The 26033-nt window shown below is 44.9% G+C and carries 15 protein-coding genes and 1 pseudogene; 10 read left to right on the forward strand and 6 right to left on the reverse strand.

What is annotated here, in order from left to right; genetic code table 11:
- Window positions 1-107: 107 nt before the first annotated feature.
- On the reverse strand, window positions 108-1043 hold the full coding sequence (locus tag QUA99_RS13875; protein WP_333237652.1) for an exopolyphosphatase: 936 nt from the start codon (window positions 1041-1043) through the stop codon (window positions 108-110).
- A gap of 66 nt (window positions 1044-1109) precedes the next feature.
- Between QUA99_RS13875 and bioF the strand changes: the two genes are divergently transcribed.
- The 6 genes from bioF (at window position 1110) to QUA99_RS13905 (ending at window position 10130) form a co-directional block, all read left to right on the forward strand.
- Window positions 1110-2282 carry an 8-amino-7-oxononanoate synthase gene (gene bioF / locus QUA99_RS13880; protein WP_333237653.1) on the forward strand — a complete coding sequence of 391 codons (1173 nt, stop codon included), beginning with the start codon at window positions 1110-1112 and terminating at the stop codon, window positions 2280-2282.
- A 267-nt stretch (window positions 2283-2549) separates the two neighbouring features.
- Window positions 2550-2699, forward strand: a complete 150-nt coding sequence (gene pirA / locus QUA99_RS13885) for an arginine synthesis PII-interacting regulator PirA (protein ID WP_172185012.1) — start codon at window positions 2550-2552, stop codon at window positions 2697-2699.
- 1095 nt (window positions 2700-3794) lie between these two features.
- Complete coding sequence (locus QUA99_RS13890; protein ID WP_333237654.1) at window positions 3795-6713, forward strand: ATP-binding protein; 2919 nt, start codon at window positions 3795-3797, stop codon at window positions 6711-6713.
- Between the two features lie 17 nt (window positions 6714-6730).
- Window positions 6731-7120 carry a response regulator gene (locus QUA99_RS13895; RefSeq protein WP_333237656.1) on the forward strand — a complete coding sequence of 130 codons (390 nt, stop codon included), beginning with the start codon at window positions 6731-6733 and terminating at the stop codon, window positions 7118-7120.
- Between the two features lie 127 nt (window positions 7121-7247).
- Window positions 7248-8585 carry a response regulator gene (locus QUA99_RS13900; protein ID WP_333237658.1) on the forward strand — a complete coding sequence of 446 codons (1338 nt, stop codon included), beginning with the start codon at window positions 7248-7250 and terminating at the stop codon, window positions 8583-8585.
- Between the two features lie 180 nt (window positions 8586-8765).
- Window positions 8766-10130 (forward strand): ATP-binding protein, encoded by a 1365-nt coding sequence (locus QUA99_RS13905; RefSeq protein WP_333237678.1) that lies wholly within the window; start codon window positions 8766-8768, stop codon window positions 10128-10130.
- Window positions 10131-10327: 197 nt separating this feature from the next.
- On the opposite strand, the gene QUA99_RS13910 is transcribed toward QUA99_RS13905, so the two are convergent.
- Window positions 10328-10450, reverse strand: coding sequence for a hypothetical protein (locus QUA99_RS13910; protein WP_333237660.1), 123 nt, complete (start codon window positions 10448-10450; stop codon window positions 10328-10330).
- A gap of 95 nt (window positions 10451-10545) precedes the next feature.
- The gene (locus QUA99_RS13915; protein ID WP_333237662.1) at window positions 10546-11913 is read right to left on the reverse strand and encodes a TldD/PmbA family protein; all 1368 of its coding nucleotides are present in this window, start codon (window positions 11911-11913) and stop codon (window positions 10546-10548) included.
- Window positions 11914-12359: 446 nt separating this feature from the next.
- Here QUA99_RS13915 and QUA99_RS13920 point away from each other — a divergent pair, with 446 nt between their 5' ends.
- The 4 genes from QUA99_RS13920 (at window position 12360) to QUA99_RS13935 (ending at window position 21914) form a co-directional block, all read left to right on the forward strand.
- Window positions 12360-16643 (forward strand): PAS domain S-box protein, encoded by a 4284-nt coding sequence (locus QUA99_RS13920; RefSeq protein ID WP_333237664.1) that lies wholly within the window; start codon window positions 12360-12362, stop codon window positions 16641-16643.
- Window positions 16644-16835: 192 nt separating this feature from the next.
- Window positions 16836-17675, forward strand: coding sequence for a DUF1361 domain-containing protein (locus tag QUA99_RS13925; protein WP_333237666.1), 840 nt, complete (start codon window positions 16836-16838; stop codon window positions 17673-17675).
- A gap of 296 nt (window positions 17676-17971) precedes the next feature.
- A complete protein-coding gene (locus QUA99_RS13930) occupies window positions 17972-19939 on the forward strand; it encodes an ABC transporter ATP-binding protein/permease (RefSeq protein ID WP_333237669.1) in 1968 nt (655 codons plus the stop codon).
- Between the two features lie 310 nt (window positions 19940-20249).
- Entirely contained in the window at window positions 20250-21914 is a 1665-nt protein-coding gene (locus tag QUA99_RS13935) for an NB-ARC domain-containing protein (protein ID WP_333237671.1), read from the forward strand.
- A 66-nt stretch (window positions 21915-21980) separates the two neighbouring features.
- Here QUA99_RS13935 and QUA99_RS13940 read toward each other — a convergent pair whose 3' ends face one another.
- From QUA99_RS13940 to QUA99_RS13950, 3 genes and pseudogenes are all read right to left on the reverse strand, one after another.
- Window positions 21981-23711, reverse strand: a complete 1731-nt coding sequence (locus QUA99_RS13940; RefSeq protein ID WP_333237673.1) for an NAD(P)H-quinone oxidoreductase subunit 4 — start codon at window positions 23709-23711, stop codon at window positions 21981-21983.
- Between the two features lie 303 nt (window positions 23712-24014).
- Window positions 24015-24856: pseudogene (locus QUA99_RS13945) on the reverse strand (Uma2 family endonuclease).
- A 186-nt stretch (window positions 24857-25042) separates the two neighbouring features.
- Complete coding sequence (locus tag QUA99_RS13950; protein WP_333237675.1) at window positions 25043-25987, reverse strand: ADP-ribosylglycohydrolase family protein; 945 nt, start codon at window positions 25985-25987, stop codon at window positions 25043-25045.
- Window positions 25988-26033 lie beyond the last annotated feature (46 nt).

Here is a 26033-nt window from a genome sequence, read left to right on the forward strand (position 1 = left end):
CAATTTCTAGCTTGGCTGCAAAACTGAGATGCTCCCGAAGGACTTCAGTCCTGAAAATTCAAATAATCAAAGACTCAAGTCCTGACTGCAAAAAAAATTAAGCCAATTTAACCATTTTGCTCTATCTGGGCAATTAACTCTGTCAAAACTTTACTAGCTCGATCGTTCTCAATCTGACAAGTTCCGGCATTTTGGTGCCCGCCGCCGCCATATCTTAACATTAACTCCCCAATATTAGTTTTAGAAGTTTTGTTGAAAATTGACTTGCCAACTGCGAAAACAGTATTTTGTTGTTTCAGTCCCCAAAGTGCGTGAATCGATATATTGCACTCGGGGAACAAAGCGTAAATTACAAAACGATTCCCCGCATAAATAACCTCTTCGTTGCGCAAATCCAAAACAACTAAATTATTATAAACTTGGGAGCAGCGCTGTATTTGGTCTTTAAATTTTTCTTCTTGCTCGAAGTAGAGGTCTACTCTTTCTTTCACATCGGGAAGCTGCAAGATTTGATCGATGGTATGATTTTTACAGTAATCGATTAACTGCATCATTAACTGATAATTGGAAACCGTAAATTCTTTAAACCTTCCCAAGCCAGTTCTGGCGTCCATTATGAAGTTTAACAGCACCCATTCTTCTGGATGCAGAACTTCTTCTTTGGTAAATTGAGCGGAATCAGATTTGTCAACTGCATCCATCATCGCGTCGGAAATATCAGGAAACTTTGCTTTGCCTCCATAATATTTGTACAGCACCCTAGCTGCGGAAGCTGCATAGGGGTCGATGATGTGGTTGATTTTAATTTTCTCGTGTCTGAGAGTTTCGCTGAAATGGTGATCGAAAGCTAGATGAATTCCCTCAACATAGGGTAAATTGGTACTAATATCGTTATTTGTTATTTCGATTTTTCCATCCTGCATATCTTTAGGATGCACGAATTTTATCTCATCGATCATATCGAGTTCTTTGAGCAAAACCGCACAGACCAGACCGTCAAAATCGCTGCGGGTGACTAATCGGTACTTTTTAGTGAGTGGCATATGCTTCTGTGATAGGGAGGAACTGACCACCAGCTAATATAACTTATTACTCGATCGCTTTCCAATATGAACACAAACCCTTACGCTTGGATAGACAAGGCCCTGCACACAGTTCGCCGCGCCCATTGGTATCGATCGCCACAATCCATCGAAAGTTGCCCCGGGCCTGTGGTAAAGTTAGCAGGCCAGAGGCTGATTAACTTTGCCAGCAACGATTATCTGGGACTTGCCGGCGATGACAGGTTAATTCAAGCGGCTATGGCTGCAACTAAGGAATTTGGTACGGGTGCGACGGGTTCGAGGTTACTAAGCGGACACCGCGATTTGCACCGACAGCTAGAATTGGCTATTGCTAATTTAAAACAAACTGAAGATGCTTTAGTATTCAGTTCGGGATATTTAGCTAATTTAGGGGCGATCGCATCCGTTGTCGGCAAGCGCGATTTGATATTATCTGACAAGTACAACCATTCGAGCCTGAAAAACGGAGCCGCACTCAGCGGTGCAACTGCCCTAGAATACAGTCATTGCAATCTTGAAGATTTAAAGGCCAAGCTAGAGCAAAATCGGGCGAGATACCGCAAGTGTTTAATTATTACCGATAGCGTCTTTAGCATGGATGGAGACTTGTGTCCGCTGCCGCAGTTGTTAGCTTTGGCCGGACAATTTAACTGTATGGTATTAGCAGATGAAGCTCACGCTACAGGAGTTTTCGGCGCTAGCGGTGCCGGTTGTGCGGAACATTTCAGGTGTACGGGATTGCCGCTAATTCAAGTGGGGACACTCAGCAAAGCTTTGGGAAGTTTGGGCGGCTACGTTGCGGGCTCTGCTGCTTTAATTGATTTTCTCCGCAATCGAGCTGCGAGTTGGATTTATACTACAGCATTGACGCCTGCTGACGCGGCGGCTGCTTTGGAAGCTGTGAGAATTGTCCAGCAAGAACCAGAACGCCGACTTCGGTTGCGACAAAATATCGAAACTTTCAAATATTGCGCGATTACCAATCACCAATTACCAATTAGCAATTCCCTCTCCCCAATTTTCACTCTTCCGTTAAAAGATGCAGCCTCCGCTTTAACAGCGGGCAGCAAACTCAAGGAGAGAGGTATTTTTGCTGCGGCGATTCGGCCTCCGACTGTCAGCGCGAGTCGGATTCGGATTTCGCTGATGGCAACTCACGAGCTCGCACACCTTCAGCATTTGGTAGAGGCGCTGGAGGAAGTTTTGAGTTTTGACTAAATGTTGAGTGCGCAGTGCCTGCCTTACCCTTTGAGTAAATTTTGGCAGATAGGGAGAATTTCTACTTCAGGCTTCAGGCTTCAGCAGCTCTAGCCTTCAGTTTTTTTTTGTCAAGATATCGCTATTGACTTATGGCCAATACTGTACAGTAGTTTGGTCGATCGGTCAATAACTGTAAATTTTTTGTAAATTTAGATACTTTTTGAAATTTAGCGCTATATTAGAGAAGTAGCAGGTACACCAAATTTAATATAAGGAACGTCCACCATGAACACAAATCGTCAAAACGTAAAAAAAGTCGCAGAAACCCACCGCGCTAACATTCACAAGCAACTGATGCACCGCATAGAAGTAGCGAGATCCAGTGGCAACCAAGATTTGGTTCGGGTGCTTGAAGAGGAAATGAGACAGCTTTAAACAAGCTGCAACGAGAATTTGCCCGTAGTTTGGTTTAGAGGGTTGTGCGAGAAATGCAGAATTCCGGCAACCGCTACCTGTTAAGTTTTGACTCCTCTCTTAGTTGGTAGGAAAAACCTCGGTTTCTTCAAGAAACCGGGGTTTTTTATTGACAAGGAAGAAAAAAGAAGCAAGAGGGAACATTCCTGGACGCCCAAACTCGATCTGTAGGGTGCGCCTCGGTCTACAGAGACTCTACAAATAGCGCAGCGAACCATTTTTTGCGTAAGTTATTAAGTCAGAAGGAAGAGGGAAGAAGGGAGAACAGGAATTATACTGCATTCCTTCTATTTTTATCTGTAGTAAACTGCGCCGAGGCGCGCCCTACTAATAACTACAGGACTTACGCCACTGGCACATGGTGAGGGCGCGCCCTCACCCATCACTTTAACCAGTCCTGGGCACTGACAAGTGGACTGTCACGACTAACGACAAAACTCAATAAGCGCCCGAAAGACTTACACTCATGTGTGTGCTATTCGTTGGAAAATTGAGGAATTACAAGCGGGAACTCAAGCAATTAACCGGGAGGCAATATTGGCGGTGCCATCTATCTATAATTCAAACAAATCATATTGCTTGCCATGAACTTGTGTGGGGTAGGCGCTCAAAAGTTGAGCCGAGAAAAATGGTCAAATAATATATCAAATTAAACATGGGTTGCTATTAAGTTATTTAATTCAGCAACTCAAACTTCCCGTTCGATGTTTATTGTCTAATTTTTTGGTGCTGGTAAGTAGGTAGGCGCTGTAAAACGCAACTATGTAAACGATTGTAAAGTAAGCAAATGCTCTAAGCGTGGTTGACTGAGCAATGTTTGCAGACTGTTACATTGTTTAGTTTAATCCCACCTACCGACTTACACCGAGCTGTGAGAGTTGCGTAAGTCCTGGTAATATTGAAGACGGATTGAGATAGATTTTCATGGTTGACTGGGGAAGGTAGCTTTCCCAAAATTTTAAGACTAGCAAAAATGCTTAACGGAAAAAGTTAAAAGCTATAAAGCTGAAAATCAGGGTGGCGATAGCAAAATCCCCAAAATAATAGGTAAAACTGATGGCGACAGGCATCCGACACCAGCCGGAAAACGGCTACCAATCAGAACCAGCTCAGCCTTCCCCACGAGAAAATCTCAAGAGGCGAGAGCTCATGCGCTTGCCCCGAAGCCTGAGTGCCGTCGAAACATCGGGCTTTGGCCTCACAGGTCACGCCAATTGGTTTACCATCGCCACAGCGATCCAAGCAGCAATTGGGCCTAGCGCCATCTTCGTCTGGTTGCCCGGTATCCTCATGGGCATAATGCTCAATCTACAGGTAAAACGCATCGGTGAGTATTTCCCAGACATGGCTGGGGGAACGCCCAACTATACCGCCCGAATGCTGAAAAATTATCCGGGTCTGGGAAGCTATGCAGCGATCGGCTACTTTTTAAGCTGGGTATCAACACTGCCAATTTCTGCGATCGTACTGACGCAGCTCATCAAAGTCAACCTCAATAGTTTAGGTTTTAGCTGTCCTGAAACTTTACTAAATATTACCTTCACGCTCCTACCCTTCATTTTGACATTCAGCGGCACTCGCGCCTTAAGTATTCTGCACGCCTTTTTCGTGTTACCGACAGTCGGCGTACTATCAGTTTTTTCGATTCACGGTCTATTCTGGTTAGCTTTTTCGTCAAATAGTCCCGGCTTTTTCCCCACCATTTGGCCGGAATTCACCTTTATTGACTGGGCTAAATGGTTTTACTTTGCTACCTACATCTTCTACTGCTGTGACTCCGCCGCCAGTTTCGTAGCGGATAGCCGCAACCCTACTAAAACCTTGCAGTTTCTCAAAATTTCCGCACTGGGGATGCTGCCTGTCATTTTAGGAGGTTCCTGGGTACTGATGCGCTTGGCTACTGCTCCTGGTCTGAAAGATGACGTGTTCTTGAATGTATTAGCTGCCTGTCAGGTATTATGGGGGCCCTGGGTTCCCACCCTTGTCACCTTTCTGGTAGTCGCAAGCTGTCTTCTGAGTTGCGCGACCATAGTTTCCAACTGCCCCCGGATGCTGTACCAACTTGCCGTAGATGGGCATATTTCGCCAACATTCGCAGTTGTATCCCGCCGGGGTGTATTTGGATTTGGGCTGGTCTTTGTTTTGGTTCTCAGTTTAATCTGTCTAGCTTGGGGAAATGTGCCTCGCCTTGTGGCGATTACTAATGTTGGCTTGGTTGTCTGCCTGATGATGTTCCATCTCTCACTGTGGCTGCGGCGGGATCAGCCAGAAGTTCGGTGGCCTGGGTGGTCGCTGGGTTTTTTCGTAGTAGATGCGGTGGTTCTAGTCGTGGGAGGCTTAGCTTGGGGCTGGCAAGACTTTATCATTGGGTTGTTATTTCCCCTTGCCGTTTTAGCAGTGGATGCAGGGATAAGTCGCATTGCCTTTGCCCCCTTCCATCCGTCGTGGTGGATTCGGCTTTACCGCAACACAAGCAAGAGCAAAATGCCAGATTTTGTGGCGTTTCAGGTTGTAATTTTGATCTTGCTGATTGTCAGCGCCGTCGCTGTCGGCTGGATTTTTGGCTTCAAATTATATGCTAACTCTACTGTTGGCTTGAATTTATTCGTAGTGCTACTGGTGACAGTTGCTTTTATTGGGGTGGCAGTTGCCTGTTGGACGAGCTTACCCCAAGTCGTCTCAATGGACGAGGCACGAGAGGGAGCAGAACAGCTATTTACTATTGCCCTGGATGCTATTGTAGTGCTGGATGAAAATGGTGTCATTCGTCAGACTAATCCCGCTGCTGAAAGCGTCTTCGGAATAGAGGCTCGTAGACTAATTGGGTCTCACCTAAACAAATTACTACCTGGATTAGGGGTTCAGCCAGAGGAGTGGCTCAGTCGCAGCGAACAAACTTTCAATTTGTCCGATCGTAGTTCGCGTATTCTGGAAGTTGCCATCTCCGACCGATTCTCTCAAGACGCTTCCCTTTCCAATCAGGATCTGCAACAATATGTGGCGATCGTCCGCGATATCACCGATCGCAAGCAAGCCCAGGAAGCACTGCAAAAAGCTAATGAGGAACTAGAAATCAAAGTCGAGGAGCGTACATCTGAACTCACCCATACTGTGGAACAATTGCAGAATGAAATTGAAGAGCGCCAGCGAATCGAAGAAAATCTCAGAGCTATGCAAAATCAGATTATCGTCCAAGAAAAACTCGCTTCCCTGGGCAGTTTAACAGCAGGAATTGCCCACGAAATCAGAAATCCCTTAAACTTTGTCAACAATTTCTCAGAAGTTTCTGCTGAATTAACCGAAGAACTTTTGCAAGAAATCGAAAATCAAACAGAACGGTTAGAACCCGATAGCAGGGAGTATATTGCTGAGCTATTAACCGATCTAAAAGCCAATCTCCAAAAAATTAATCAACACGGTCAAAGAGCCGACAGAATCGTCGGCAATATGCTTTTGCATTCTCGCGGACAAAGGGGTCATTGGGAAGCCACAAATATCAATAGTTTATTGGAAGAATATGTCAATCTAGCCTATCACGGGATGCGAGCCAAGGAGGCTGCTTTTAACATTATCATAGCCAGCGATTACGATAATAATATTGGCCAAGTAGAAGTCGTGCCACAAGACATTTCTAGGGTTTTTCTTAACATTATTAACAATGCTTGCTATGCAGCCCATAAAAAGAAACAAGAAAAGGGAGAAGAATTTTCACCCCAGCTTGATGTCAAAACTCGAAATCTGGGCTCGGCGATTGAAATTAGCATTCGCGATAACGGCCCAGGTATAGACCCAGAGATATACGATAAAATTTTCAATCCCTTTTTTACTACAAAGCCAGCGGGGGAAGGTACTGGTCTAGGTCTATCTATCAGTCACGATATTATCGTCCAGCAGCATCGCGGAGACATTAAAGTGGAAACAGAAGTAGGAAATTACACAGAGTTTATCATCACATTGCCGAAAAAAATAGCCTAATTTAAGGAGTAAATAAAATGAAAGTAATGGTTGTAGACGATGAGGAAGATGTTCAATCTTTGTTCAAGCAAAAGTTTAGAAAAGAAATCAAAGCTGGGAAAATAGAATTTCATTTTTCCCTGTCGGCAAAGGCTGCATTGGACTACTTAGAAAGCCATAAAAAAGCATCCATTGTATTGATTTTATCTGATATTAATATGCCAGGGATGAATGGTCTAGAATTGCTCAGAATTATCAAACAAAAATTTCCCGTTCTAAAAGTTTTTATGATTACCGCTTATGGAGATGAGAAAAATTATCAAACCGCAATGGCTTATGGAGCCGATGACTATATTACTAAGCCTGTTAATTTTGATATAGTCAAAAATAAAATAATCAATTTGGGGTCAATTCACAATGAAGCATAATTGCTAATTGCTAATTAAAAGTAGTACCTCACCCAATTGAAAACTGCTATGTTGAATTGTCCTTCTGTTCTTCTAGATTGCTAAATTTTTCTACCTTCTGCGTTCTACTAGCAACTGAGAGGCTAATATGTCAGACAAAATACTGTTTGTAGATGACGAGCCAAGTTTAGAATATCTAATTTTGCAGAAATTTAGAAAAAAGATTCGCGCGGAAGAATGGCAGCTTTTTTTTGCTCGTAATGGCGTAGAAGCGCTGGAAAAATTGAAAGAACATCCAGATATAGATATGGTAGTGACTGACATTAATATGCCTGAAATGGATGGCCTGACTTTACTCTCTAGACTTAATCAGATAGATGTCCTCCTCAAAACAGTAGTTATATCAGCCTATAGTGACATGGAAAACATCAGAAATGCGATGAACTTAGGTGCCTTTGACTTTCTGACTAAGCCGATAGATTTGCAGGATTTAGAAATTACCATCAACAAAACGCTGCGCGACGTGCAACAATTAAAAGAAAACCAGCGGTTGCGGGAATCAGAAGCCCGCGCTAGAGAACAAGCTCAGTATTTACAACAAGGTCTGCAAGAGCTAAAAAAGACCCAAGCTCAACTGATTCAGACCGCAAAAATGTCTTCTTTGGGTCAACTTGTTGCGGGGATTGCCCATGAAATTAACAACCCTGCTAACTTTATCTATGGCAATATTAGCCACGTCAGTGATTATATCCAAAAGCTACTGAACCTGCTAAATCTTTATCAGCAGCAGTACAACCCACCCAGTTCTGAGATTGAAGCTGAAATCAAAGCCATAGATTTAGAATTTATGATAGCAGATTTATCTCAAATTATGGCTTCGATGAAATGTGGTGTTGACCGTATTCACAAGATTGTTTTGTCTTTACGCAACTTTTCGAGGCTGAATGAAGCTAACATAAAGTCTGTTGATATTCACGAAGGGCTAAAAAGCAGCCTGCTGATTTTGAATAATCGATTTCAACCAACGACAACGCGTCCAGAAATTCAAGTGTTTGAGGAGTACAGCAATCTGCCTTTAGTAGAATGCTATGCTGGAGAACTCAACCAGGTGTTTATTAACATTTTTTATAATGCGATTGATGCTTTGAATGAGTACAATAAACAACAGTCACTAAATGACATCTTCGCTCGTCAACTCACTATTACTATTCGCACTGTTCTGCTAGAGGAAAATTCCCGTGTTGTCATTCAAATTAGGGACAATGGGCGGGGAATGACCGCAGACGTGAAAGACCGCATTTATGAACCTTTTTTTACTACTAAGCCCGTAGGTCAGGGTACTGGTTTGGGTCTCTATATCAGCTATCAAATTATAGTGGAGAAGCATGGGGGGGCATTGAAGTGTGTTTCCGAGGTGGGGGAGGGAGCGGAGTTCTGGATTGAAATTCCAATCAGACAAACTAAGGCTGAACTTGAGTTGAGCTAATAAATCGGCCTCTACCTAACGAGAGAGCCTATTACAGCCGTCCGGTTGGCAATTGTATAAATCAGCCTGTTCGTTACTCCTGCCATAATCTATAATAGAACTTAAAGTATATAAATATTATTCTGGTAAGTTAATTATCAAAGGAAAAAAATGTCGTATACAACCGAAAGGGTTCGCAATATGCCAGCTAAAATATTATTTGTGGATGACGAACCCGATTTAGAATCTTTAATTTCCCAAAAATTCAGAAAAAAGATCCGCACAGGAGAATACGAAGTTTTTTTTGCACATAATGGCGTAGAAGCACTTTCAAAGTTGCTAGAACAGCCGGATATAGATATTGTACTGACAGACATTAATATGCCAGTCATGGATGGTATGGCTTTGCTCGCAAAACTTAACGAGCTAGTTACTATGGTCAAAACAGTAGTTATATCTGCTTATGGCGACTTGGGAAATATTAGAAAGGCGATGAACGGTGGGGCTTTTGATTTTTTGACTAAGCCTATAGATTTTAATGATTTAGAAATTACAATTAACAAAACATTGTCCCACGTGCAACAGTTAAAGGAAAACGAGCGCTCTCGCCAAGAAAGAGAGGAGAAATTGCGGCAATCGGAAGTGCGAGAGCGAGAAAAAGCTATCCAACTAGAAGTCGCAATGCAAAAGTTACAGCGCACCCAATCTCAGCTTATTCAGACTGAGAAAATGTCTAGCTTAGGACAGTTAGTTGCTGGTGTTGCCCACGAAATTAATAATCCTGTTAATTTTATTTATGGCAATTTAACTTATGTCAATGAGTATACTCAGAAGCTATTGGATTTAATCAACCTTTACGAGCAGCACGATGCCCACAATCACCCTGAAATCGAAGATTTAGTTAACAACATAGAGCTAGAATTTATCAGAGAAGATCTGCCTAAAATGCTATCTTCGATGAAAGTAGGGGCTGAACGTATCCGTCAGATTGTGCTGACGTTGCGGAACTTCTCCCGCCTTGACGAAGCTGAGATGAAACCCGTTAATATTCACGAGGGCATCGACAGCAGTATAGTCATTTTGCAGAGTCGGCTCAAGCCTAAGCCGGATTGTCCACCTATTCAAATTATTAAAGAATACGGAGATTTGCCGAAAATAGAATGTTATGTAGGTCAGTTGAATCAGGTATTTATGAATTTGCTGAGCAATGCAATTGATGCCTTGAATTACTATGACAAAAAACGCAGCCCGGAGCAAATAAAAAACGACCCTAGTACGATTACGATTCGTACTTCTATACTGAATCAAGATTGGGTAAGAATCAGTGTGAAAGACAATGGGCTGGGGATAACAAGCGAGGTAAGAACCCATCTATTTAGTCCTTTCTTTACAACTAAACCTGTGGGTCAAGGCACTGGTTTGGGATTATCTATTAGCTATCAGATTGTGGTGGAGAAGCACGGCGGAGATTTGAAGTGTTTATCACAGCCAACAGAGAGGGGTGCAGAATTTGTGATTGAGATTCCCATTAGGCAGAATAATCGGGTAGAGATGAAGGAAACTTAAGGGGAATAAAATTGGCTAAAAGAACGCGAAATCCGTACAAGTTAAGCTTATTCGTTGTGCGAATTGATGGCGGAAATTTACACCTTTGGTAGCAGGGCTGTTTCATTCGACCTAGGGGCAAACCCTCGTGAAGAGTCCCGATATTTGAAACGCCGATTCAATCGTCCGTGGAGGGGGTAGGCACGGGGGCACTACCCCTACAAAACGATGATTTCCCTGAGAATGAAACCGCCCTGCCTTTGGTAGCGGTAGCCTGCGGCATCGCACTCAGCGGGAGTGAAAGTAAACACCAGATTTGGAGTGGGTTGTGAGCTTGTCACTACCCCAAAACGCTTAAGGTGAGCGCGCGAGCAGGCCCTCACCTTAATCAGTTGCGTAAGTTTTGAACTAATAATTAATGACTAATGACTAATGATTATCTTCCTCCGACTACAACATTTTTAATCCGCAAATGGGGGCCGCCGACGCTTACGGGCAAACCGCTCTGACCGCCTTTGCCGCAACCGCCGTAGGCATAAACCGAGTCATTTCCTATAGACTCAATATCCTTTAACGTCTGAAATACATTGCCGCTTAAAGTGACATCGCTGACCGGTTCGGCCAATTTGCCGTCGCGAATCATGAACCCTTGAGCCGCGGCAAAGGTAAACATTTCGCCGTTGGTTTGTCCTCCCAACATCCGCACGGCATAAACTCCTTCGTCAATGTCGGCAACCATTTCGTCAAAAGAATGTTCGCCAGACTCGATCGCAGTATTAGTCATCCGCACCAAAGGCATAAAAGTAGCACTCAGAGCCCGGGCATTTCCCGTCGGACTTTCGCCCATTTTGCCCGCAGTCTCGCGATTGTGCATCCGAGCGGCTAAAACTCCATTTTTAATTAAATGCTTGCACTGAGCCGGCACGCCTTCGTCGTCGTATTTCAAAGTTCCCGGCAATCCCGGTACAGTTGCGTCGTCAATTACATTCAATTGTTCGATCGCCACAGGCTTGCCCAAAGTCAACAATTCCTGCATTTTCGGGTTTTCGTAAATACCATCTGCTTCTGACAAATGCCCGAAAGCTTCGTGAATAAACACCCCCGACAAATAAGGGTCTAAAATCACCGGATACTGACCGCCTTTCACCGATTTTGCCTCTAGTTGGCCTACAGCTCGAACGGCCGCACTCTTAACACGATCTTCAATATTTGTCAACACATCGTAATCCGATCGCGAGTGAATCGACTCAAACCCTTGGCGGACGACACCGCCCTCGCCGCGGGCGATCGCCCCGAAACGCCCCGTCACGTCCAAGCGCTCTTGAGCGATGCAAGTACCTTGAGAATTCACAAAATAAGTAATCCCGAATCTGTCGCTGTAACCGGCCATTGTCGTCTGAATTCGCGGGTCGTAATCTAACAGCAACTGATTGTAAGATTCGAGCAATTTCCGCTTTTCGGCTAGAGTAATAGAGCGCGGGTCGCGGCCCAATTCCACCGCTACATAATCTTGAATCGGGGTGACATCTGCGAGTAGAGTTTTTTCGCTGCCAACCAAACGAGACTGAACGACAGCTTCTTCAATGCGGTTTTTTAACTCAGCTAAACCGTTAAAAGTGACAAAACTCCAGCCGCCTTTGTGACAGGCGCGGATGCCGCCGGCGAGACTGAAACTCCGGTTGACAGCATCTAACTGAGGGCCGCGAAAACTAATCGCAGTTGACTCGCTTTGTTCGAGGCGAACTTCCAGATAATCCACGCGATCTCGGTAAGGTGCGATCGCTTCCATCAACTGTTCTTGCATCAAATTGCCCCTATGAATGATTAGCCGTAGCGCTGAAAAAAATTATTGCTAACCCTATTTTAGCTAATAACTCCCGTATTTCGGGTGCGCGCTCCGCACCGCTGTGGTGTGGCACGCGCACCCTACCCGATAAATGGCGAGTCAACCAATTTTAGATTTTAGATTTTAGATTTTAGATCGATCCGTCCTGAGCCTGCGAAGGAATGAATCCGGGGGCTTATGACCGCATTACTTTCAGTCGGTCGATTTGAGATTTAAAACTTTGTCCGTAGAATAGATGATTAGAGGCAAGCCGATCGCCGATGTTCGGAGGGCGTCCTAGAAGACTCAGAACTCGCGCTCGCTTGCGAAAAGTCCGGTATCCCCGAAATCTTGCACTTGCCTAGAGAAATCGAACTAAACTAAATCTATCTAAAGACGTAAAAAAATACCTTAACCCCCGGCAGATGGAATACTTTAAGGTTAAAAAATTCCAAATTTCACCGTATTTGGCAGGTATTTCGGCATCAATAGCAATTTTGGTCGGAGTTGGCATTTTAGATCGATCGGAACAGCGGCGGTTTTTTGAGTACAACCGCGCTAGCACCCTCGATCGCCTCAGCACAGTCCGTTCTAAGCTGGAAGGCTCTTTGAATGCCCGACTGTTTTTGATGCGGGGTTTGGGGGCTTACCTTTCCAACAATCCAAATATCACCGAAGCCGAGTTTACAGCGACGGCGAGAATTCTGATCGCGCAGCAACCGGGCATTCGCGCCATAACTTTAGTTAAAGGCACGACGGTCGCTTATATTTATCCGCGGGATGGTAATGAAGGGGCGATCGGCGTTGACTTGACGGCGCTACCCGAACAGCGGCAAATGGTCGAAGAGGTCATCAACACCAGAAAAACTTTGCTTGCCGGGCCCGTGAAATTATTAGAGGGGGACGAGACGTTCATCAGCCGATCGCCGATTTTTCTCACACCCTCCGGCGCCGAGCCCGAAACAGGAGTTTACTGGGGCTTGACAGGGATGATCGTGGACAAAAATTCCCTAATTGACGAAGCAGGACTCAACGACTCCTCAGCGAAGCTGCAATACGCTCTGCGGGGCAAAGACGGGAGGGGAGCATCCGGCCCAGTGTTTTTCGGTGACGGGTCAATTTTTCAGCACAATCCCGTGATTGTGGAAGTGACTTTGCCCAACGGTTCCTGGCAGTTGGCAGCAATTCCGGCGGGGGGATGGCCTGCGAATTCGCCGTTTCGGGGGTTGCTGCTTTTTGGAGGCGAGTTGCTGGCAGTTTTGAGCGGGGTAGCGGTTTTTAGCTGGGCGTACAGCCGTGCGAAACTGCGTTCGAGCGAAGCTAAGTACCGGCAACTCGTTGAGAATGCTAACAGCATGATTGTGCAGTTAGACAGTGAAGGCAAGATTACTTTTTTTAACGAGTTTGCTGAAGCTTTTTTCGGGTATTCAGAAGCAGAAATCATCGGCAAAAATGCGATCGGCACAATTATACCGAAAACAGATTTATCAGAAAGTGACCTTGCGGCAATGATTAGAGACTGTTTGGCACAGCCGGACAAATCCTTCCAAAACGAAAATGAAAATATCCGCAGCAATGGAAAAAGGGTGTGGATAGCGTGGACAAATAAACCTTTACTAGATGCGAAGGGAAATTTGGCAGGACTGCTTTGTATCGGGACGGATATTAGCGATCGCAAACAAACTGAAATCGCCCTGCAAGCTTCTGAATCGGAACTTCGAGCTTTGTTCGCTGCCATGAACGACGTAATTTTCGAGCTCGATATTGAGGGACGGTTCCTGAAAGTTGCCCCGACCAATCCCCAATTATTGTACAAGCCGACGGCGGAATATGCCGGTAAAAAAATCAACGATTTATTCTCTCCAGAAATGGCAGAATTTTTTCTGGAGCAAATTCGCACCGCCCTCGCTACAAATCAAACCTGTACTTTTGAATATAACCTGGAAATTGCCAGCGTACAAAAGTGGTTTGCCGCTACCATTTCGCCAATGAAAGAAAACACGGCTCTGTGGGTTGCCCGCGATATTACGCAGCGCAAACATACTGAAAATTGGCATATAGGTCAAAAACAAGTATTAGAAATGATTGCTAAAAGCGCTCCTTTGGAGGATACTTTAACTGCTTTAATTAAAGTTATCGAACAGCAATATAAAAATGTAAGGGGTTCGATTTTGCTTTTAGATAAAGACGGAAAACACCTGCTGCACGAAGTCGCACCGAGTTTACCTGAGAGTTACAATACTGCTATTCATGGAATAGCGATCGGCCCGAATGTCGGTTCCTGCGGTACTGCTGTCTACCGTCGCGAACAGGTGATAGTTACAGATATTGCCAGCGATCCTTTGTGGGAAAATTATAGAGATTTAGCTGTAAAATATGGACTAAAAGCTTGCTGGTCTACTCCTATTGTATCATCTCAAAATCAAGTGTTGGGAACTGTGGGGCTGTATTATTCTGAGCCACACACTCCCCAAGACTTTGAGTGGGAACTCATAGAAGTGGCAAGAAGTTTAGCAGGAATTGCGATCGAACGCAAACAGGCAGAAGAAAGTCTCCAACAACTCAATCAAGAACTAGAAAATAGAGTCAAAGATAGAACTGCTCAATTGATGCAAACTGAAGAACGCTGGCAGTTAGCACTCAAAGGCAACAATGACGGCATTTGGGACTGGAACTTGCAAACAGGGGAACTATTTCTGTCCGATAGATTTAAGGAAATCACCGGATACGACGAACACAGCCCAGTTGTCGATTACTTTGACGAATTGAACAAGGGCACGCATCCCGACGATTTAGCCTTAGTAATGCAAGCTCTCCAAGACCATTTAAACAAGAAAACGCCGCATTACATCATCGAATACCGCTGCTGGTGCTACAATAGCGCCTACAAATGGATATTGAGTCGGGGACAAGCTTTGTGGGACGCATCTGGAACAGCAGTCCGCATGGTTGGTTCAATTACTGATATTACGGAGCGCAAACAAGCAGAGGAAGCACTGCGGGAAAGCGAGGCAAGATACCAAAAGCTGTCTGCTAATTTGCCGGGAATAATTTATCAATTTTTCTTGCGTGCAGATGGATATTCCAGTTTTCCTTACATAAGTTCTGCTTGCCGAGAACTTTTTGAGTTAGAACCCGAAGATGTTCTGCAAAATGCGGCTTTGATAAGAAATTTGATTCATCCCGACGACCTCCAAAATCATGACGAATCTGTTGCTATTTCTGCCCAGACTTTGCAACCTTGGCAGTGGGAAGGACGGATGGTGCTACCTTCAGGCAAGATTCGCTGGTTTCAGATAATGTCGCGTCCTGAAGCTAAAGAAAACGGCGCTGTTCTTTGGGACGGCATCGCCGTTGATGTTACCGATCGCAAACAAGCTGAGTTAGGTTTGCAAGAAAGCCAGCAGTTCATTAAAAAAGTAGCCGATGCTACTCCCGGTATTTTGTATCTCTACGACTTGGAAGAACAGCGAAATATCTACACTAATACTTCAATGTTCGCGCTTTTGGGCTATACCAGCGACGAAATTACAGCGATGGATTCGCCACTGATTCCTCAGTTAGTACACCCGGAAGATTTGCCGAAAATTATCAAATATCACGCTAGCTTTGTAGGAGTTGAAGATGGCGAAACTAGGGAAATTGAGTACCGGATGCGGGCAGCATCGGGTCAATTTTTGTGGCTGCAAAGTCGGGATACTATTTTTAGCAGGAATGCTGAGGGTCAAGCTAAGGTAATAATTGGAGTTTCCCAAGACATTACGACTCGGAAGCAAGCAGAGTCAGCACTGCGACAAAGCGAGGCGCGAGAAAGAGAAAAAGCTCGAGATTTAGAGTCAGCGCTGCTGGAATTGCGCTCTACTCAAACTCAGCTCATTCAAACTGAAAAAATGTCTTCTTTGGGGCAATTGGTGGCAGGAATAGCTCACGAAATTAATAATCCCGTTAACTTCATTCACGCTAACATTGATTATCTCAAACTGTATACAAAACAGTTGCTCGATCTGGTGACTCTTTACGAACAGGAGTATCCAGAACCTAATGCAAAAATTGTCGCTCGCGTTCAAGAGATTGATTTAGGTTTCATGGCAGATGATTTAATAAAACTTGTGGGTTCGATGCAGGTAGGAACCGAGCGCATCCGGCAAATTGTTTTGTCCCTCAGGAATTTCTCGCGACTGGACGAATCGGCAATGAAGCCGGTCGATATTCACGCGGGAATTGAAAGCACTTTGTTAATTTTGCAGCACCGCTTGAAGAGTCGGGACAGCCGCCCGGAAATTGAAATAATTAAGGAGTTCGGGAAACTGCCGCCGGTGGAGTGCTATGCCAGCCAACTCAATCAGGTGTTTATGAATATTATTGCTAATGGAATTGATGCTATTGAAGAACGATATCAAAAGTTATCGGTTCCGCGATCGCAGATCGAGAACGGCCGGATTGTTATTTTCACTGGTGTAACGGCCCAGAAGACTGCGATCGTGGAAATTTCGGACAACGGTACGGGAATTCCCGAGGCGATAGTCGATCGAATTTTCAACCCGTTTTTTACTACAAAAGCTGTCGGGAAAGGTACGGGGTTGGGAATGTCTATCGCCCACTCGATTGTGGTGGAAAAGCACAAGGGGAAGATTGAGTGTATTTCGTCCATAGGATGCGGAACGACTTTTCAGATTGAGATTCCGATCCACAAAGTGTATAAAGACTAGGATGCGTCAGTCGATTTTAGATTTTAGATTTTAGATTTTAGATTGACTCCACAGTGGTAGGGTGCGTCAGCAGTTGTTGATTTTCAGGGGCGGAGCGATAAGCTGAGGCACCCTACAAATTAACGACTAAAATAGATTGAAGCTGCTAAGGAAGCGGTGCTGCATCAAACCTTTAAGTGTATCAAAATTGACATGATGGGATTAATCCTGGAAGCGCTCGAAGCAATGGGACACAATGTCCGCTGGATGTCTTGGAATTTGTTTTTGAGTTTAGTACCGCTGGCCCTGAGTTTTTGGCTGTTCCGCAAACCCCGTCAGCGCTGGCTGCTGTGGGGTACGGCCTTTCTCCTGGGCGCTACTTTTTTGCCCAGCACGCGCCATGTTTTGGCCTATCTGAAGCACATTGTGCAAGATGTGGGCAAAACTTACGTTTTGGGGGCGATCGCGATTACGCTGGCACTGATGGCTTTAGACATCTGGGTACTGCGGCAGCGCGGAGTTCGCTCTGTCCGCTGGTGGGGCGGTTTTTTCTGGTTTATCGCATTTTTGCCTAATGCGCCCTACGTTTTAACTGATATCATTCACCTGATCGAGCAGATTAAAGAGGGGAATTCGGTGTGGACTGTGACTCTAGCTTTGATCCCGCAGTATCTGGCGTTTATGCTGATCGGGTTTGGGGCTTACGTGCTGTCGGTGATGAATTTGGGTTACTATTTGAAGCAACAGGGTTGGAGTAAATTTATCCTGGCAACGGAGATAACTATACACGCACTTTCGGCGATCGGCATTTATTTAGGGCGATTTATCCGCTTCAACAGTTGGGACATTCTGACTAACCCCGATGCGCTGGTTAACACCGTAATGAACGATTTGATTGGCAAGCGTCCGGTTTTAGTAATGGCTGTAACCTTTTTAGTAATTGCTGTTTTGTATTGGGTAATGAAACAAGTAATTTTAGGAGTTAGCCAGCGATTTTACAGGAGCCAATCGCAGTCCGAGTTGTCCCCCGAAAGCGCGAGTTCTTCCAGCTAGAATGATTTGAGATTGGCTCCACAACTAACGTCCAAACTTTTTTGCTCTCCCGCCGCCCGAATTTCTATACAAGTGTAGCAACAGCCCTGACGATGAGGAAGTTTTTAACTGTTGAAACTCTTGCTTTTATTGTATTGGGCATAGATGCCTTCCGATCCGACTGCCGAAAGACTAATGCTATATCAGTCTTTCGGTTATACCAAATTGTTAGCTAAACTCTTGAAGAATTTACCGCGGCAAGGGGTAATAAAACTTGATATGTTAGAACAGTCGAAGTAGTTTTGTAAAAGGTAAAGATGAATCGATTTGACCGTCAATTGTGGGAAAGATTTATTGCGATCGCCCAACCTTACTTTTATCCTTTAGAGCCGGGAGGCGGCAGAATTTTTTTAGGATTAGTGGCGCTGTTGTTGATATTTCTGTTCGCTGCGATGTTTGTGGCTGTCAGTGTTGTCAGTTTGGGTGCTCAAGTCTTATTTCCAGAGGCTTTTAACGGGGTTGCGGCTGGCTTAGCTACTTTGATTAAAGGGATTATCTACTCACCGAAAATTGCGATTGTTGGTTTAATGCTAATTCTCCCAATGGCTGCTTTTGTCTTTTTCAGAAGCAAGTTGATACCGCGCTGGAAGCAGTGGACAATGTTAGCTCTGCTGCTATTTTTGTCGCTGTCAGTTAGCGGGATTAACGTAGTCATTAGCTATATTAGTAATTTTTTCACGACAGCGCTGGCTGAAAAAGATCAGATTACTTTTTGGCGGTTTATGTGGGTTTATGCTGGAGTTTTTATTATCGGTACCCCGATAGTTGTTATTTACGGGTATACCCAAGATAAACTGGGATTGTACTGGCGAGAGTGGATGACTGATAGTTTCCTGGGTAGTTATTTTCAAAACCGCGCTTATTACGAAGTAAATTCTCAGAAAGAAATCGACAATCCCGACCAGCGAATAGCTGAAGATATCAAATCCTTTACGAGTACGAGTTTATATTTTTTGCTGCTGATGTTGGGAGCAGTTATTGATGTTATTTCATTTACGGGTATTCTTTGGTCTATTTCTAAAAATCTTTCGATCGGACTAATTATTTATGCTGTCTTTGGCACGACAGTTATGGTGACTTTTGGCAAAAAGTTGATATTTTTGAACTTCAATCAGCTCTCCACAGAGGCTGACTTTCGCTATGGATTGGTTCACATTCGGGACAATGCAGAATCAATTGCTTTTTACCGGGGAGAAGCACAGGAATCTGTTCAGGTAAAACACCGATTTTTAGCAGCAGTTCGGAACTTTAATTTCCTAATTGGTTGGCAGCGGAATCTGGGATATTTTAGAGTTGGCTATAGATATGCAACTTATATTATTCCATCTTTATTCCTGGCTTCTATCTACTTTGCCGGTGAGATCAGATACGGCGACATTACTCAAGCTGAATTTGCTTTTCGTCAGGTTTCAGAAGCGTTTTCTTTGATTGTATATAATATTGAAAGCTTGAGTTTATTTGCAGCGGGAATTAATCGTCTAGCTACGTTTAGTGAGTATTTAAAACATGAAAAAAATGCTGTTAAGTTCGACGAAATTAGAACAATAGATACAGTTATAAGTTCGCAATTGACATTGGAACACGTTACTTTAGATACTCCCAAGCATCAAAAGACTTTAATTAGCGATTTGTCGGTAGCCGTGTCGCCAGGGGAAGGACTGTTAATTGTCGGTCAAAGCGGTGCTGGGAAGAGTTCTTTGCTGCGAGCAATTGCGGGTTTGTGGGAATCGGGAACGGGCCGTTTGGCGCGGCCGGAACTCGGAGAAATGCTGTTTTTGCCGCAGCGTCCTTATATGATTTTGGGTAGTTTGCGATCGCAACTTTTGTATCCCAACACCAGCAGCGAGGTTGATGAGGAAAAATTGCGCCGCGTTTTGGCATCAATAAATTTAGCAGATTTGCCGGACAGATTGGGCGGTTTTGATGCGGATTTAGATTGGGCTGAGATTTTGTCGCTGGGAGAACAGCAGCGTTTAGCTTTTGCTAGATTGTTGTTGACGGAACCGAAATACGCTATTTTGGATGAGGCGACAAGTGCTTTGGATTTGAAGAACGAGCAACATTTATACGAGCAGTTGCAAGCCACTAAAACTACGTTTGTGAGTGTCGGCCACCGATTGAGTTTAGCGAAATATCACCAGCAGGTTTTGGAACTTGTGGGCGATGGAAGTTGGCGGCTGCTTTCGGCACAAGAATACCGCGCTAGTGCGAAGGTTTTTGGGTGATATAGCGCTGCTTTCAGGGATTGTCAATCTACCCGGTTGTGGGGAAAGCGGTGGGTGGAGGCGCGGTTGGAGATTTATAGTTGAGTTGTACAGATTAATCGCCGCGCCTCCACCCACCCTATAATAGGTTCTACTAAAGTTGTATTCTTTTTTTTGAAGTGGTATCACGATCGATCTTTTGGTATAAATATCTAAAACTGCCCAAACAAAAAGCAAGCTGAACTTTGGCGGATTCGATTTAATCGATCGCCCGCGAGAACTCACACAATATAATGGAAGATAGATTTTTAGTATAGGCGAGATTCCTACCTTGACTACTCCGATTCCTCAAAACTTTGTGCAAACGATCGCCAAGGATCGCGGCGTCACAGATGCCGAGTTAGAAACAGTCTTTATGGCTCTCGACGGTCAATCTACGGCGACAATTGCAACCAAGCTTGGCATTAGCGACATCGCGGTTCGCAAAAGACTCGGCGAAGTTTACAAAAAGTTTCAAATCGGGGGGAACGGCCCTGGAAAGCTTTCGGAATTGAGGCATCAGTTGCTGTTTTCATACCACACCGATCGGGGAACGAGCGATTTTAGTCGAGGTAAAGGATTTCTATTCAATCTCGCGGCCGGCGGCCAACAGCAAGATTGGGGTCAAGCACCGGATGTTTCGGTTTTTTACGGACGGACTGAAGAATTAACTACTTTAAAGCAGTGGACCGTATCAGATAATTGTCGCTTGGTAGCGCTGCTGGGTTTGGCTGGTACCGGCAAAACAACTCTGTCGGTGCAGTTGGCAAAACAGGTACAGAATGAGTTTGATTTTGTGATTTGGCGATCGCTGCGATCGACACCAGCACCATCCGACTTCCTAAGTAACTTAATTGAACTTTTTTCTCACAAACAAAAACCCGATCTGCCGTTAGCAGATCCCGCCCCTACGGGGGCTACGCCAACGAAGAGGATCGACCTCAACGGCAAAATTTCGCGCTTGGTCGAGTATCTGCGCAAGCACCGCTGTCTGCTAATTTTAGATGATTTTGAAGCGGTTCTCAGACCCGAAGAACTAGCGGGACACTACCGCGAAGGCTGGGAAGGATATCGAGATTTAATTGTGCGGCTCTGTGAAGTCAATCACAATAGCTGTGTAGTGCTAGTTAGTTCGGAAGAACCTACGGAACTGGCTTTGCTGGGGGGAGAAAAAGTGCGGTCTTTAAAACCTGCGATTTCCGAGGAAATTGCCCGGGAAATTTTCCAAGAAAAAGGTTTGTCCGCTCAAGATCGAGAGTGGAAAATCTTGTTATCCCGGTACGGAGGCAATCTGTTAGCGTTAAAGATTGTAGCGACCACAATTCACGAGTTTTTTGAGGGGAATGTTTTAAAGTTTTTGGAAGCAACGGCGTTATTTATTGAAGAACATATCAGCAATTTGCTCGCCCAACAGTTCGATCGGATGTCGAGTTCCGAACAAGAGATTGCCTACTGGATGGCTATTGCTCAAAGCCAGATTTCTCTGGCGACTTTGCGAGAACAGGTGTTGGTCAATTCCTCGCTTTCGGATTTGCTAAAAAATCTCGATTCTCTGGGTCGTCGGTCGCTGATTGACAAAATCAGTGAGGGCGGGGAAACAGTTTTTATGCTTCAGCCTTTGATCGTGCAATATGTGACCGACAGATTAATCGAGCAGATTCGAGCGGAGGTTTTGGAGACGGTTAAGACGCAAGAAATAGAAAGAATGGGGCTGTTGAAAACTCACAATTTGAGCGTCTGTATTGCTAAAGGAGAAGGGGGGAAAGAGGCTCGAAGCCGCTCTATTTTAGAATCTGTTAAAAATCGATTGCAAGTGTTGTTTTTGAAGACTACAGGCTCTGAAGAACCGCTAAATATCTTGAAGAAAGTTGCCTCCGATCTGGAGGAGAAATCGATTCTTGAGGTGGGATATGCTAGGGAGAATCTGGCGGCAATTATTTCGGAACTTCAGTCTTAACAAAAAAGCGATCGCCCTTTGACAAAGCGAACGCCCGATTTTCAACACAAACAAAATTCGATAAAATTATTTGACAATGCCAAAAATCGATGCAGATTCAGACCCTGTAATTTTGCCCAAAGTCGGAGCTTTTTGAGCTCGGGCAATTTTGGGAACCAAAAATCCCTTCGCATAAATCTGAGGATTGTCTTGAGCGATTTGGATGTAAGATTGACGGACTGTGGCATTCACCGCCACAGTCTTCGCGTCGTAGACTTGCATCGCCATTTTGGGATAAAAACCAATGCCGACAATCGGTATCAAAAAGCAAAATGCGATCGCCACTTCCCGAGGTTTAGCATCAATAAACGGTGCATCACCAGGCAAAACGCAACTATTACCAAAACAAACCGCTTCATCCAGATTGTTTCTCTGATTTTGCAAATTTAGATCCTCAAGGTCGCAAGCAGCTAGTCTCCCACAGTTGTAAAATAACTGTCGCAGCATCGAGAGCAAATAAATCGGAGTCAAAATCAGTCCTACTGCCGCCAGGAACACTGTCACCGCCCGGAAAGAACCGCTGTACATATCGCTAGTTGCGACGCCCACAAACACTGACAATTCGCTAGCAAAACCGCTCATTCCGGGCAGTGCCAAAGATGCCATCGCGCCTGCGGTAAACAAGGCAAATACTTTCGGCATGACTTTTCCAATCTCGCCCATCTCGTCCATAATCATTGTATGGGTGCGATCGTAAGTAACGCCAGCCAGGAAAAACAATACTGAGGCGATTAAACCGTGGGAAATCATTTGCAACAGCGCCCCGTTGATTCCCAAATCCGTGAAGGAAGCAATACCCAACAACACGAATCCCATGTGAGAAATCGACGAATTCGCTAGGCGGCGCTTCATGTTCGATTGGCCGAAGGAATTCAGCGCGCCGTAGATAATATTGACCACGCCGAGCACCGCCATAATCGGTGCAAAGTAAACGTGTGCTTTGGGGAGAAGTTCCAAATTCAGGCGAATCAGTCCGTATCCGCCCATTTTCAGCAATACGCCGGCCAGAATCATCGACACGGGAGAAGATGCTTCGCCGTGGGCATCAGGTAGCCAAGTGTGGAAGGGGAAAATCGCCAGTTTCACACCGAAGGCAATTAACAATCCGGCATAAAGCAGTAATTCTAAACCCAGTGGGTAGTCCTTCAAGCCTAGTTCTACCATGTCGAAGGTGGGGGTGCCTCCGCCGTAGAAAGCCATTGCTAAGGCAGCTATCAAAATAAAGATGGAAGCGCCTGCGGTGTAAATCAAGAATTTGGTAGCTGCGTAGCGGCGGTTTTGTCCGCCCCAAATCGAGATGAGGAGGTACACCGGAATTAGTTCTAGTTCCCAGACAATGAACAGCAGCATGATGTCTTGGGCGACGAAAACTCCTATTTGTGCCGAGTACATCACCAGCATCAGGAAGTAGAAGAGTCGTGGCTTGCGATCGACCTCCCATGCAGCAAAAATAGATAGCGTCGTCACCAATCCCGCCAAAAGTACCAGCGGAACTGACAGTCCGTCAACGGAAACAGACCAGTTGAGGCCTAAAGAAGGTATCCAGGAATATTGTTCTACGATTTGGAAACTAGAGATACTCGGATCGTAATGAGTCCAAAACACCCAGCACATTAATACAAAATCTGCAATACCTACGCCTAGCGCATACCAGCGCACGGTTTTGCCGTCTGTATCGGGCACAAAAGGAATGGCGAGGGAAGCTAGGAGGGGTAGGATGACAATTGCGGTCAGCCAAGGAAATTGATCCGCTATCATGATAGTGAGAATAAATACTTAGTTGGAAGTTACCAAGATTATAATACTAAATTTAATCAAAAATTAAGATTTGTAAATAAATATTTTTATATCAAGATAAATGCGCAGGACAATATCACGAATTGCTACACACGTCAATTGATTTTCGATTTTCGATTTTTGATTTTCGATTCAGGACTTACGCACAAAAAAATATAGCGTTTTGCAGGCGCAATCTGCCTGCTGCGCCTATTCTGGTAGATGGTTGGGTAAGTCCTGTGTATTAAGGGCGATGGCGATCGCCAATTAGCTTTCAATCAGCGTTCAATCTGGATCAACTCCCAATTCGCGCAACTTAGCCGCCAATCGTTGTGCCCTTTGGCTTTCCTGGTCAGCCCTTTGCCTTTCTTGCTCTGCCCTTTGCCTTTCCTGGTCAGCCCTTTGCCTTTCTTGCTCAGCCCTTTGGCTTTCCTGGTCAGCCCTTTGGCTTTCCTGGTTAGCCCTTTGCCTTCTTGCTCAGCTTGTTCTGAACTCCACAGCAACAAATTACCTAAATTATCCCACCAGCGCAGCCAGTTCATGGTTTGTCCCAACCTTTCCCCCGACCAAATCCCCAGATATAGTTCCAGTTGTGGAATCCACACCCGCCCCTGCTCATTGGCTGAATGTAAAACATAGCGCCCATCTTGCAAATAGCGCACTTCTAAAATACCTTCGTAGGGGTCATAAGTGACATAAGTAGGTACTTGAAGAATCTGTTCGTAAAAGTGGAGTTTCCCATAGGGCGGAGTTGCTCGGACCGATAGTTCTCCTCCCTCTGCTTCCGAGAGAAACTCCATCACGATCGCCACATTAGCACCATCAGTATGAGGAGTATAACTACGGCGAATTACCCCCTCTGCTAGAGGATGCACTTGCGGCACATAAAACCAGTCTGGAGCTTTGACAACAATCTTTTTATTGACTGTGGCGACTAGCCCCAAATTAGAGGCAATTAGCATTTCTGGCTGGATACATCCTGCAGCTCCCAGTGCATCGGTGAGACCTGCTGCGAGAGAAGGTTGTTGAATATTTTCCACCGGATCGTCGGGTAATACGAAGTTAGCTGGTAGGGGTTCCCAGGTGACGGTTGGTTTGGCTTTGATAGACGGGGCTTCGAGTACCATTGTATTAACCCTCAACCAGAAATGTTTGTGTAAATTTATCTATATTAACTCAAGTTGCTAGTTTCTCGATCGGATGGGGCGGGTTTATCTGATTTGTCGGTGGGTGTCATATATTTCGGTGAACCCGCCCCTACAATTATTTATGTTATGCCTGGGAATTGTCACCCTTGATTTAAAACATCGATTTTAACTAGATAAAGTCAAAAGCCGATCGCCAAAAGATGCAATTAAAGAGCGATCGACTAATTGCGAGAGCCATTTTTCCGGTATTCCCCCCTCCCCGTAAAAAGCCCCCGCCAATTGTCCGTAAACCGCACCAGTAGTATCCGCATCGTCGCCCAAATTCACAGCCAACAAACAGCCTTCCGCAAAAGAAGAACTGTTGTAAAAAGCCCAAAGTGCCGCCTCCAAAGACCTGACAACATAACCCGTACCTTTAATTTCAGGAGGTTGTCGCAGTTTAAAAGAACCCGCCGCAATCTCATCAATCTCTGCCACCAGCGGATTTGCTGCCCAATATCCAGAAATCGGACAATATCTTTCTGAAAGCAACACATCTTTAGCAACCCCATTCACAGCCCCCGCAATTAAAGCACCAAAATAGCGGCAAGCATCCACACAAGTAGCCGCACCGTGAGTAGTTCTCGAACTTTCGGCAGATTTTTCTATTACTTCTAAAGGATTTGTAGCATAAAACAAAGGCACGGGAGCCAAACGCATAATCGAACCATTGCCAGCACTCCCAGCATCCGTCGAACCACAGAAAGGTTTTCTGGTATCTTCAAATTTCCCAAGTGCTTTTTGCACCGTATTGCCAATATCAAAACATTCACCAGTGCTGCTCAAATGTCCGTCTCGCCACCACCGCAAATAAGTTTCTAACTGATGGACTGGATCGAAACCTTGTTTCTCAATCAAACTTTCAGCCAAACAAAGCGCCATCGAAGTATCATCAGTCCACTCGCCCGGTTGCAGTCGAAACGGGCCGCCGCCAACCATATCGTTAATAGGTGTAAATGTTCCTGGGCGGCAGAACTCTAAAGTTGTTCCCAAAGCATCACCAACTGCTAAACCTAGAAGACTGCCGCGATAACGTTCTAGGGAGCATCCCGGTTTTGTAAATATCCCCAAATCAGCGTAAAATAGTTAAAATCAATAGAAGCGTCAAAAAAAGTCG

The sequence above is a fragment of the Microcoleus sp. F10-B2 genome (assembly GCF_036704965.1).
GTDB lineage: Bacteria > Cyanobacteriota > Cyanobacteriia > Cyanobacteriales > Microcoleaceae > Microcoleus.